Below are 11,271 nucleotides of genomic sequence, written 5' to 3'. Positions count from 1 at the left end.
GGCGGCGCTTTCGGCCGCAAGTACAAGTGCGACTACGTGCAGGAGGCGGTGACGCTGTCGCTCGCCGTCGGCGCGCCCGTGCAACTCACGTGGACCCGCGAAGAGGACACGCGCACCGGCTACTACCATTCCTGCAGCGCCCAGCACATCGAAGCGGGCATCGACGCCGACGGCAACGTGGTCGGCTGGCTGCACCGCGCTGCCTTCCCGCCGATCCCCGCCACCTTCAACCCGAAGGTCACCCGCCCGGGTGAGCGCGACCTCGGCCGCATCATCGGCCACCCCTTCGGCATCGCCAACGTGCGCATCGAGTCGGGCGAAGCCCCCGCCCACACGCGCATCGGCTGGTACCGCGCCGTCTACGACATCTTCTGGGCCCACGCGATCAACATCTTCGTCGACGAGCTCGCCGAGAAGGCGCAGACGGACACGGTGGCGTTGCTCACGCGCATCTACCGCAACTCCTCCGACCCCAAGACCAAGATGCAGGCCGAGCGCTCGTTGGCCGTGCTGGAGAAGGCCGCCGCCATGGGCGGCTGGGGCCGCGAGCTACCGGAAGGCGAAGGCCTCGGCATCGCCGTTCACCACAGCTACGAAAGCTATACGGCGATGGCCGTGCATGTGGCGATGGAAGACGGCCAGGTGCGCGTGAAGCGCGTCGACTGCGCCGTCGACTGCGGCCTGGTCCTGAACCCGGACATCGCCACCGCGCAGATGGAAGGCGCCGTGATCATGGGCCTCGGGCTGGCGTTGGAGACGGAGGTGAGCTTCCGCGAGGGCGCGGTGGTGAACTCCAACTTCCACGACTACCGCGTGCTGCGCATCAGCGATGCACCGCCCGAGATCAACGTGGCATTCATCGGCCAGGAGAATCGCTCCACGGGTCTCGGGGAGCCGGGTGTACCCACCTTCGCACCGGCGCTGGCCAACGCGATCTACGCGGCGGGTGGCGAGCGCCATCGTGCCTTGCCGATGACCCAGGTCTAGGGAACCTGCTGGGCGTCGCAGCTGCTCGGCTACGGGCGGCTGCGGCGGGCTAGCGTTCTCCCGCGGCGGTGGACCCCTCCTCTTCGTTGAGCCGTACGAAGGTGCCGCCGTACCAGTTGCCTGTCTCCATCCCGTCGCGGCCGAACTGCACGGACTTCATCTCGTAGGTGTCCTCGTCCAGCCAGTGGTAGCGGTAGCGGCGGTGCGTGCCTGGGGGTTCGTCCTCGAAGCGGATCGTCAGCGTGAGGTCGCCGTTCTCATCCAGCACGCCCTTACCCACCCCCACGCGGCGATCGCCAAAGTGGGAGAGGTGGCTGACGCTGGTTCGGTCGTGGCTCGCCACCCAGAGGATGTGACCCTTCAGGCCACCGCCGGCGTCCACGGCGCAGAGCACGGAGTACTGCGTGTTCACCGGGGCGCAATGGGTGAAGTGGTTGGGGATGGTGAGGGTATCGAGGGTCTTGCCGTCCCAGATCTGTTGGAAGCGGTCGTCCTGCAGGGTCCAGTCGCCGACGAAGCGGGCGAAAGGGAAGGGCGCGGTCTCGGCATCGTTCGTGTCGGCGATGGCCGCGCTGAGGGACGTGAAGCTTAGGATCGCTGTCACCAGCCCAAACTCAAGGTGTTTCATAGGAGCTCAAACCCAACGATCGAACACGTGGGTTGAGACCCTCGGGCGGGCGACTAGTTCTCGTGTGTGGCTACCGCCTGGGGCGGCTTAGCGCCAGGTGCCGCAGCCAACGTAAGGCCACCACCCCCAGGGCTAGCGACAACAACATCTCCGGCTCGGCCAAGGCCGCCAATCCGTCAGTGGCACGCGCTCCCGGCGAGGCGCTGAGCCCCATGGCGATGAGGGCGACGAGTTGAGTGGTGTCGACGAGCTGGCGATACATCCTTCACCTCCAGTGCGCGTGCGCGATCGTTGGAGGGAGATGCAATCGCCGCGCCACCGGCGGAAGGTGACTTCGATCAGTCGCTTAGCGGCTGCGCCGCGAGCGAAGCGTGCAGCCTTGTAACGAACTCCGACAGCGTGGGGAAGCGGAGCGGCGTGACTATGTTGACCGGCGCGCCCGCGCCCTCATCCGCCTCGGGAGGTGCTTAGCCCGCGGCTTGCACCGGCGCAGGCGCATCCTGGGCCAGCCGCGCCTCGAGGATCTGCTGCGCGATGCGCATCGTGCGTTCGTTGTCCACGTCGATGCAGGCCTCGGAGAAGGGCATGCGCACGAAGCCGATGTGGCAGCCGAAGGTTTTCGACAGGCGCACGCCCACGTCGTCCAACGAGAGACGATGCAGGAAGTAGAGGAGGAAGTTGAACACGCCGAAGGCGCGCACGATGCGCATGGCCTTCTTGCGGAACTGACCGCCGCCGCGGAACATCGCCGCGGCCTTGATCGCCTTCGGGCGGGCGATCGCGTACAGGTTGCAGTTGGAGAACTCGCCGTCCGTGAAAGCGTAGAAGCGGCGCTGGCCTTGCGGGTGCTCCGCGCGCAGGAGGTCGGCGGGCGTCATCGCGATGGCCGCGTCCACGTCGGCGCGCTCCAGCTCAGCGCAGAAGTGCTTGACCATGTCGGTGGTGAGCAGGGGGTTGTCGGCGGTGGTGATGAGGGCGGGGAAGCGTTCGTGCTCGGGGCCCGCCAGGGCGGCTTCCACGCTCGCGAACAAGTCCGGGCCTGAGGCGACCACCGTGATGCGGCCTGAGGCCAGGTGGTCCGCGAAGCGCGGCAGCGGATCGAGCAGCGCCTGATCGTCGCTGGAGATGACGATGCGCGCGATCTCCGGCGCACTCAGCAGCGTGTCCAGCACCCACTCGATCATCGGCTTGCCTGCCATATCGATCAGGCACTTGTTGCCGTTGTCGCAGAAGGGGGCCAGGGGGTCGTCTGCGCCCCGACGTTGGGCGGCGAGGACCAGGGCGGTGTAGGCGCCTGGTGCGCCGCTCATGCGGCCTGTACCGCGCTGGCCGGGATCAGGCCTTGGCGTTCCAGGCTCGCGCAGAGGATGGTCTCGATGAGCTCGCGGTGGGAGACGCCGATCTGCCGACCCACGGACGCGATGGTCTTGCGCGACCACAGGTTGCAGTTGATGTTCATCTCGATGAAGTGCACCTCGCCGGTGGCCGAGTCCACGCGATACTCCAGGCGCCCGTGATCGAAGGGCCACACCTCTTCCACGATGCGCTGGCTCATCGCGAGCACCTCATCGCTCAAGGCGCCCTCGGTGAGTAGCACGTGCTTGGTGGAGGAGGGCACGAGGTCGCGCTTCTGCTCGTAGGTGCGGATTGGGCCGCTGTCGCCGTCGTAGCGGATGACCGGGAAATACCAGGGGCCGCCGCGGGCGGCGATCACCGGTGCCGCCAGGTCCGTGCCGTCGATGTAACGCTCGACGATCACGTCGTGGCCTTCCTGGTGCAGCTGGGTGATGTGCCGCTCGGCGATCGCCCAGCTCGAGGTCACGTGGATGCCCCAGGAGGCCGAGCTCGCGTTCGGCTTGATGATGAGCGAATTCCAGTCGAACGCGGGTGGGGTGATCGCCAGGCCGCCGAGGGCGTAGTGCTTCCACTCCGGCGTGGTCAGCCCCAGGTTCGCCACCACGTGCTTGAGCAGGTGCTTGTCGTCGGTGAGGCCGCGGACGATCGGCGAGCCGCCGAGGTAGGGCAGGTCCTTCGACTCGGCCAGGAGCGGCGCCAGCATCTCGCTGTTGCGGAAGCCCGCGCGGTTGAGCAGGGAGACGATGAAGTCGACGTCCAGCGCGCCGGTCAGCGCGTCGAAGCTGTTGGCGGGCGTCACGCGCAGGCCGATCTCCTCCAGCGTGTCGAGTAGCTCGCGGTGGTAGGTGGCGTGGGTGCCGTCCTCGGCGTCGGGGGTGCCGTCGCTCAAGGCGTGCTTGGCGAGGAACAGGACGCGTAAGGAGTCCTTCACGGACTGGGGGATTTCAAGGCAACGGGGATGCCGTGCGCTGGAGGTATCGGTTGTCACGCGCATCATTTTGCTTCTCGCCCGTTACGGAAGTGTTGCGAAATGGCGAAGGTCTGGCGTCGAGCGCGCGTCAACGGAGTTGAACACCGCGCAAATTTTGACCACCGGGCTCCCACCGAGGTTGGCGCGCAATCTACGCGATCACGTTGCTTTTGCAACCCGTGCAGAGATTGGGGACGCCCTTATGTGGAGTCGCCTCGAGCAGTGATTTGAAAGTCGCGAACCAAGAATGAGTCTTGTTTCTATCCGCCAGCAAGAATCGCCCCGGCGTAGTAAGTTGTTCCTTCACGGAATTTCCTGGCGATTGGGATAAGAACAATGGACCTTCTGAAGAGTATTTGGGTGGGGGTGATGATCGGCTCGCTGGCGGCATGCAGCACCGGGGAAGCTCCCGAGGACGCAGGTGAGGCCCCAGTGGCAGGTAAAAGAGAGAGCGAGACGGCCGTCGTCGCCGTCGAGAAGCGCTCCTTTGCGCCGATGCTCAACGGTGAGTCCATCGCCAACGGCATCTCCTACGGCGCCTACCGCGACGGCGAGGCCCCCGGCGGCGCCCTCACGTCCAAGGCGCACATCCTCGAAGACCTCACCATCCTCGCCGAGCGCTGGAACCTGATCCGCCTCTACGGCGCCGACCCCCAGTCGAAGAACATCCTGGAGGTGATCGAGGAGAACGACCTCCCCATCCGTGTGATGCAGGGCATCTGGCTCGACTCGCACAAGAGCGATGAGGAGAACGACGAGCAGGTGCGCCTCGCCATCGAGTACGCCAACGCCTTCCCCGACATCGTCGTGGCCGTGAACGTGGGCAACGAGATCCTCGTCGACTGGTCCTACCACCGGATCACCGATCTCGACTACGTCGTCGAGCAGATCCGCCGCGTGCGCGGTGCCGTGAAGCAACCCGTCACCGTGGCCGATGACTACAACTTCTGGAACAAGCCCCAGGCCCCGCGCATCGCCAACGAGCTCGACTTCATCTGCCTCCACGCCTACGCCTTCTGGAACGACAAGGTCCTGGACGTAGCCATGGAGTGGACCGAGTCCACCTACAACGACATCCAGGCTCTTCACCCCGACCACACCATCGCCTACTGCGAGACCGGCTGGCCGACCAGCCGCGTCTACGGCGACGGCAGCTACGAGGGCGGCCTCACAGGCAAGGCCGGCGAGGCCGAGCAGAAGACCTTCTTCGACCAGTACGACGCGTGGGCCGAGAGCAACGGCGTGATCTCCTTCTACTTCTCGTCCTTCGACGAAAACTGGAAGGGTGGCTTCGACGGCGACAACCCCATGGACAAGGCCGAGAAGCACTGGGGCCTCTACAAGAGCGACCGCACGCCGAAGGTGGCGCTGCAGTAGCCCCCGGTTGCCGCCGCCGCCGGGTTGCGGCGGCGGGTGCGCAGCGCTCTAATCGGGGCATGACCACACCTTCCGGACCTCACGACATCGGCGGCGTCGACGCCGGCCCCATCGACCCCAGCGAACACGACACGGCGTGGTGGGAATGGCAGGTCGACGCCATGGTCCGCCTCGCCATGGGCAAGGGCCTGTTCACGGACTTCGCCGAGCTGCGCGACGGCATCGAGCGCCTCGCCCCCGAGGACTACGAACGCCTCACCTATTACGAACGTTGGGCCACTTCGCTCGCGCACACGCTCCTCGACAAGGGCGTGGTCACGCAGGAGCAGCTGGACGCGCGCGTGGCGGAGATTCGCAAGCGCCAAGCGGCCGCAGGTGAGCCCGAATGACCGCGCCCCGTTTCGCCGTCGACCAGCGGGTGCGCATCGCTGATCGCACGCCCGCCGTGCACCACCGCGTGCCTTGGTACGCCAAGGGCCAGGTCGGCACGATCGAGCGGGTGTGTGGGGAGCACGGGCAGCCGGAGCATTTCATCCGCGGTGATGGCGGACCTCGCACGAGGCTCTACCGAGTGCGCATTCTCCAGCAGGATTTGTGGACCGACTATTCAGGCGCGGCTAGCGATGTGCTCGAACTCGAGGTGTTCGAGCACTGGCTCGAGGAGGCATAGGTGAGCGACCACCACGACCACGACCACGCGAAGACGGTCCAACCCGATCACCCCGAGCCCACCAGCGATGCGGCCCTCGTCGGCCTTGCGTTGCGCGAGCTGCTGATCGAAGGCGGGTGCTACACGGCTGAAGACGAGCTGGCGATGATCGCCAAGATGCAGGGGGCGTCGCCGTACAACGGCGGGCGCCTCGCCGCGCGTGCTTGGACGGATCCCGCCTTTCGATCTCGGTTGCTCGAGAACGGGGCGGAAGCGATCAAGGAGCTCGGGTTCGATCTGTCGCCGACGGAATTCACGGTGGTGGAGAACACCGATGAGGAGCACAACGTGATCGTGTGCACCTTGTGTTCTTGTTATCCGCGGGCGCTGTTGGGGATGTCACCGGCCTGGTACAAGTCGAAGGCCTATCGGGCGCGGGTGGTGCGCGAGCCTCGGGCGGTGCTTGCGGAGTTTGGGGTGGCGCTGGATGAAGACGTGAGCGTGCGGGTGCACGACTCCACGGCGGAGTTGCGGTACATGGTGTTGCCGCAGCGGCCGGCGGGTACGGAGGGGTGGGATGAAGCACGTCTGGCCGCACTGGTCACCCGGGACTCACTGATCGGTACCCAGCGGGCATTGAGTGCATCACACCTCAATTAGCCAAGCGCCGAGCAGTCGATTTTTCGTTGTGCAGGCCAGCATTCCCACGCTCAGCGAGAGACGGTCCGGCTAGCTATTCATCCTTGGGCGCTTGCTGCCGATTGGATAGGATTCGCTCGCCCGATGCAGGGCCTGCAGCAGGGCAGACAACGTGGCTCAAGAGTCTGCTTCTTGACCTGTCAACGACTCGGTTTCTAGCGATAGTATTGTGATCTTGCGCACCAATTGATAGCGCACGAGAAGTTAGGGTAAGCCTATCCTCAGGAGCCCCCATGCCTGCAGCTAGCCCTCCAAGCGATGAGACTACCCGGTTGCGCGCGCTCAAAGCGCTGACGGCACTCGATTCCCAGCCAGAGCAGGCGTTCGATCGGATCGTCACGCTCGCGGCCGACCTCGCTGGCGTGCCGATAAGTCTGATTAGTCTGGTCGACGAACACCGTCAGTGGTTCAAGGCGAACACGGGCTTGGGCGGTGTCGCTGAGACGCATCGCGACCATGCGTTTTGCGCCCACGCGATTCTCGATCAAGCCGTGACCGTGGTGCCCGATGCCACACTCGATAGCAGGTTTTCGGACAATCCTCTTGTGCTCGGAGAACCAGGGATTCGGTTCTACGCGGGCGCTCCCCTTCGCCTCAAGGACGGGCATCAGGTGGGGACGCTCTGCGTGATCGATCGAAAGCCGCGGCAGATCGATGAACGCACCGTGCAACAACTCTCGGCGCTTTCGTCGATAGCGGCATCGCTCCTCGAACTGCGTCGCTCACGCACCCTACTGCTGGAAGAGCAGGGCAGACTCGTTGCCGAGAATCGGGCGCGGAGGGTGGCCGAAGCAGCACTTGAAGGCGAACGTTCAACGTTGGCCAATGTGATCGACGCGACCGACGTAGGGACCTGGGAATGGGATGTCTCCACCGGCCATATGCAGATCAACGAGCGATTCGCGACCTTGCTCGGATACTCGCCGAAGGAGCTGAGTCCCTTCTCCATTAGGCACCTGTTCTCAATGACGCATCCGGACGATTGCGGTCCGCTCAAGGCGATGCTCGCGGGCCACCTCGGCGGACGGATGGCGGGCGTGGAATGCGAGATTCGCCTGCGCAACGCCGACGGTCTCTGGGTGTGGGTGCAGAGTCGTGGCTCCGTTCTGGCGCGGCCGTCGAAGGGCGATCCGCAGAGGATGTTTGGGGTCATTCTCTCGATTCAGGAACGCAAGGAGCAGGAACAGGAACTCGCTCGCAGTAAGGATTTGCTGGAAGCCATGGGGCGAATTGCGGGCGTGGGGGGTTGGGAGGTCGATCTGCAACAGGGCGAGATCTACTGGACCGAAGAAACACGCCGAATCCATGGTGTGGACAGCCAGTACGTCCCCGATCTCGATGCAGCTGTTGGGTTCTACGCGGAAGACGGAAGGCGGGAGATTCAGCGAGCTCTGGATGAGGCTCTAAGGACCGGGTCGGGATGGGATCTGGAGTTGCCCTTCGTACGCGCTAGCGGGGAGGCGATTTGGGTGCGTGCACAAGGGCAGGCTGAGCAGGCGGACGGCTGCCCAACCCGGCTCTTCGGTGCCTTTCAGGACATCACCGAACGTCGCCACCTGGTTGATGAGCTTCAGCGCCAGGGGGAAGAGCTGCGCGTTACGCTCGAGTCGATCGGTGACGCGGTGGTCACGACTGACCCCGCAGGATGCGTGCAGTATGTGAACCCCGTCGCGAACGCCATTCTGAATCACCGCGGCGAGTTGGTGGGAGCGCGTTTCGCCGACATGGCGTCCTTCGTGGATGAGGCGAGTGGGGAGCTATTGCCCAACCCGATAGGGGAGGCGATCTCTCGACGCGAGACAGTGCAACTTGCGAGGACGGCGCTGCTGAGAACCGCTGGGGGGCGGGAGATCGCAGTAGAAGGTTGCGTCTCTCCACTGATCGATGCGCAAGGCACACTGCTCGGCGCGGTGTTGGTGCTGCGAGATGTAGGGGAGAACCGCCGTCTACTAAGCGAAATGAGCTATCAGGCCAAGCACGACGGGCTCACGGGACTGGTGAATAGAGCCGAATTCGAACGTTGCCTTGGCGGTGCCCTCGAGTCATCACGCAGTATCGGCGTCCACCACGCATTGCTGATGATCGATCTGGATCAGTTCAAGATCGTCAACGACACCTGCGGTCACGCGGCCGGTGATGCGCTTCTGAGGGAAGTGTGCGATCTCATCCGCTCGGGGGTGCGTAGCAACGATACGGTAGCGCGCCTGGGCGGTGACGAGTTTGCGGTGCTGCTGATGGCCTGCCAGGAAGATGCGGCGTTGCAGATTGCCGAGGGGATTTGCCAACGCGTCAGCGCCTATCGCTTCGTGCATTCGGGTAGCCGTTTCCGTGTCGGGGCCAGTATCGGACTGGTTGTCTTAGATAGCCGTTGGGGCTCGGTGGATCGGCTGTTGCAGGCTGCTGATAACGCTTGCTATGCGGCGAAGGAGCGCGGGCGGGATCGCGTGCATCGCTACCAGGAAGAGGACGACGCCATCCTCTCGCGACAGTCCTCTACCCGTTGGGTGGTGCGGCTCGAGGAGGCGCTGGAGAGAGACTGGTTCGCGCTGGATGCCCAGATGATTTATCGCGACGGCGGCGGTGACTCACCGGTCGGCGCTGAGCTCTTTCTGCGTATGTGTCCACCCAATCAGGAACCAATCATGCCGGGGGCTTTCCTGCCTGCGGCTGAGCGCTTCAACCTTGCTCCCAGAGTAGATCAATGGGTGGTAGTCCAGGCGTTGAGGTCGCTGGTCCAGGGTGGCGTTCGTATACCTACGTACTTTATTAATTTGTCGGCTCAGTCCATCTGCGATGACGCCTTTCACCGTTTTCTACTTGATTCTCTCCAACAGTTGGAAGCCACCGAACGCGAGCGTATCGTGTTGGAGGTCACCGAGACTGCGGTCATCTCCAATATGGGCGCAGCGCGAAAGCTGCTCGCGCAACTTAGATCGCATGGTGTGAAGGTGGCACTCGATGACTTTGGCTCTGGGATGGCGTCCTTCGCCTATCTTCGGGAGCTCGCGGTCGACTACCTGAAAATCGATGGACAGTTCGTCACCTCCCTGCAAGACGATCCGCTAAGCGTCGTTGCGGTGCGGGCGTTCGTGGACGCCGCGCAGACCCTGGGCATCCCTGTGATAGCCGAACACGTGCACTCGGCAACCGCACTGGCGGCGCTACGAGAGTTGGGTGTGCCGCTGTTTCAGGGGTTCCACCTGCATCGCCCTGTGCCCCTCGACAGCCTGATCGCCGAGGCGTCGCAGCCCGTAGCTGGGTAGTCTCGCCGTCTCCCTGGTGGAGTCGCATCCGCAGCGCCGTTTTCGAGTGCTAATGCGGTCCAAACGTGCCTGTCCGTGGATTCGGTCTGCCGTGGGTGGTGCCCCACAGCGCTTGCTACGCACCTGCGATGCAGACGATCGCAGGCGTTGGTTTATCGCGCTCGAGTCCCCTGCCGGTGACGGAACGGCGCGCCGCGATGGGGGGAGTAAGCGATCGAAATCAATGGTCGGGGTGAGAGGATTTGAACCTCCGGCCCCTGCCTCCCGAAGACAGTGCTCTACCAGGCTGAGCTACACCCCGAACAAATGGCGGGAAGACCCCCGCACCTGTGCAGCTGGATAGGAATGGCAACCTCGGGAACCCCGGAGAGGGAACGGTCGCCGCCGCACAAGGCCGCACACAATAGCCGAAGCCACCCCGCCTGTCGATAGCCGCTCACGCACGAGTTCGCATTAAATGTTGCGCCGCACCGTGTAGACTATGTCGCGTCCCGCCAGTCGAAATCGGAGCGCGTCCAGCCTTGTCCCAGCCAGCCTCGAGCGCCGCCACGGCGGCCAGCCCTTCTGCCGCTGAAAAGCCCCGCATCGTCGTCGTCGGTGGGGGTGCCGGCGGCCTGGAACTCGTGGCCGCCCTTGGCCGTCGCTTAGGTCGCAAGGGTAAGGCCGACATCATGCTGGTCGACCGCAATTCCTCCCACATCTGGAAGCCTCTCCTGCACGAGGTGGCGACGGGCGCCCTCGACTCGAGCCTGGATGAGGTGGGTTACCGCGAGCACGCCCACCGCTTCGGCTATCGCTATCTCTTCGGCGAGATGTCGGGCCTCGACCGCGAGGCGAAGGAAGTGATCATCGCGCCGACCATTGACGAGGACGGCGAGGAGATCATGGCGCAGCAGCGCATCCGCTACGACTACCTGGTGATGGCGGTGGGCAGCGTCTCGAACGACTTCGCCACCAAGGGCGTGGCGGAGCACTGCATCTTCCTCGACCGTCGTCAGCAGGCGGAGCGCTTCCGCCAGAAGCTCCTCAACCTCTGCGTGGCGGCCTCGCTCAAGACCCAGGCGAACCCGGCGGAGAAGCCGACCGTGGACGTGGCCATCGTCGGCGGCGGCGCGACCGGCGTGGAGCTCTCGGCGGAGCTGCGCCATGCCACGGACGAGCTGCGCTACTACGGCCTCGACAACTTCGATCAGTCCCAGCTGCGCACGGTCCTGCTGGAGGCGGGCCCGCGCATCCTGCCGGCCCTGCCGGAGCGCATCTCCAACGCGGCCCACGAGGAGCTGGAGAACATCGGCGTGAAGGTGCTCTGCAATGCGCGCGTGATCGAGGTGACGCGCGAGGG

At 64.7% G+C, this 11,271-nt stretch carries 11 protein-coding genes and 1 tRNA gene; 7 read left to right on the top strand and 5 right to left on the bottom strand.

The features are described from left to right. Positions 1-987 (top strand): molybdopterin cofactor-binding domain-containing protein (locus AAF184_21975; protein ID MEO0425019.1); only part of this gene is annotated, 987 nt, incomplete at its 5' end. A gap of 49 nt (positions 988-1,036) precedes the next feature. On the opposite strand, the gene AAF184_21970 is transcribed toward AAF184_21975, so the two are convergent. The 4 genes from AAF184_21970 to AAF184_21955 all read right to left on the bottom strand — a co-directional run bounded on the left by AAF184_21970 (position 1,037) and on the right by AAF184_21955 (position 3,965). After that, on the bottom strand, positions 1,037-1,591 hold the full coding sequence (locus AAF184_21970; protein ID MEO0425018.1) for a hypothetical protein: 555 nt from the start codon (positions 1,589-1,591) through the stop codon (positions 1,037-1,039). 94 nt (positions 1,592-1,685) lie between these two features. Beyond that, positions 1,686-1,877, bottom strand: a complete 192-nt coding sequence (locus AAF184_21965; GenBank protein ID MEO0425017.1) for a hypothetical protein — start codon at positions 1,875-1,877, stop codon at positions 1,686-1,688. A 205-nt stretch (positions 1,878-2,082) separates the two neighbouring features. Then, positions 2,083-2,925: a nucleotidyltransferase family protein gene (locus tag AAF184_21960; GenBank protein MEO0425016.1), complete on the bottom strand. Its 843-nt coding sequence runs from the start codon at positions 2,923-2,925 to the stop codon at positions 2,083-2,085. Beyond that, on the bottom strand, positions 2,922-3,965 hold the full coding sequence (locus AAF184_21955) for a phosphoribosylglycinamide synthetase (protein ID MEO0425015.1): 1,044 nt from the start codon (positions 3,963-3,965) through the stop codon (positions 2,922-2,924). The genes AAF184_21960 and AAF184_21955 overlap by 4 nt, the downstream gene beginning before the upstream one ends. Positions 3,966-4,277: 312 nt before the next feature. Here AAF184_21955 and AAF184_21950 point away from each other — a divergent pair, with 312 nt between their 5' ends. From AAF184_21950 to AAF184_21930, 5 genes are all read left to right on the top strand, one after another. Then, a complete protein-coding gene (locus tag AAF184_21950; protein MEO0425014.1) occupies positions 4,278-5,318 on the top strand; it encodes a glycosyl hydrolase family 17 protein in 1,041 nt (346 codons plus the stop codon). Between the two features lie 59 nt (positions 5,319-5,377). Continuing rightward, the gene (locus AAF184_21945; protein ID MEO0425013.1) at positions 5,378-5,707 is read left to right on the top strand and encodes a ScnB-like protein; all 330 of its coding nucleotides are present in this window, start codon (positions 5,378-5,380) and stop codon (positions 5,705-5,707) included. Continuing rightward, positions 5,704-5,988, top strand: coding sequence for an SH3-like domain-containing protein (locus AAF184_21940; protein MEO0425012.1), 285 nt, complete (start codon positions 5,704-5,706; stop codon positions 5,986-5,988). Before AAF184_21945 ends, AAF184_21940 begins: the two co-directional genes overlap by 4 nt. Further along, positions 5,989-6,627, top strand: a complete 639-nt coding sequence (locus AAF184_21935; GenBank protein ID MEO0425011.1) for a nitrile hydratase subunit alpha — start codon at positions 5,989-5,991, stop codon at positions 6,625-6,627. A 272-nt stretch (positions 6,628-6,899) separates the two neighbouring features. After that, the gene (locus AAF184_21930; GenBank protein ID MEO0425010.1) at positions 6,900-9,929 is read left to right on the top strand and encodes an EAL domain-containing protein; all 3,030 of its coding nucleotides are present in this window, start codon (positions 6,900-6,902) and stop codon (positions 9,927-9,929) included. A 224-nt stretch (positions 9,930-10,153) separates the two neighbouring features. Here AAF184_21930 and AAF184_21925 read toward each other — a convergent pair. Continuing rightward, positions 10,154-10,230, bottom strand: a tRNA-Pro gene (locus AAF184_21925). 220 nt (positions 10,231-10,450) lie between these two features. On the opposite strand from AAF184_21925, the gene AAF184_21920 reads away from it, so the two are divergent. After that, a partial coding sequence (locus AAF184_21920; protein MEO0425009.1) for an FAD-dependent oxidoreductase occupies positions 10,451-11,271 on the top strand: 821 nt, incomplete at its 3' end.

Source organism: Pseudomonadota bacterium, assembly GCA_039815145.1.
In the GTDB taxonomy this organism is placed as follows: domain Bacteria; phylum Pseudomonadota; class Gammaproteobacteria; order Steroidobacterales; family JBCBZW01; genus JBCBZW01.
Note: the sequence above shows the minus strand (reverse complement) of the source record. Positions and strands in the feature narration are given on the sequence as shown.

Bases quoted from the DNA above. Each gene is read 5' to 3' on its own strand.
- AAF184_21965 (MEO0425017.1), bottom strand. From the start codon at position 1,877: ATGTATCGCCAGCTCGTCGACACCACTCAACTCGTCGCCCTCATCGCC.
- AAF184_21960 (MEO0425016.1), bottom strand. From the start codon at position 2,925: ATGAGCGGCGCACCAGGCGCCTACACCGCCCTGGTCCTCGCCGCCCAA.
- AAF184_21955 (MEO0425015.1), bottom strand. From the start codon at position 3,965: ATGCGCGTGACAACCGATACCTCCAGCGCACGGCATCCCCGTTGCCTT.
- AAF184_21950 (MEO0425014.1), top strand. From the start codon at position 4,278: ATGGACCTTCTGAAGAGTATTTGGGTGGGGGTGATGATCGGCTCGCTG.
- AAF184_21945 (MEO0425013.1), top strand. From the start codon at position 5,378: ATGACCACACCTTCCGGACCTCACGACATCGGCGGCGTCGACGCCGGC.
- AAF184_21940 (MEO0425012.1), top strand. From the start codon at position 5,704: ATGACCGCGCCCCGTTTCGCCGTCGACCAGCGGGTGCGCATCGCTGAT.
- AAF184_21930 (MEO0425010.1), top strand. From the start codon at position 6,900: ATGCCTGCAGCTAGCCCTCCAAGCGATGAGACTACCCGGTTGCGCGCG.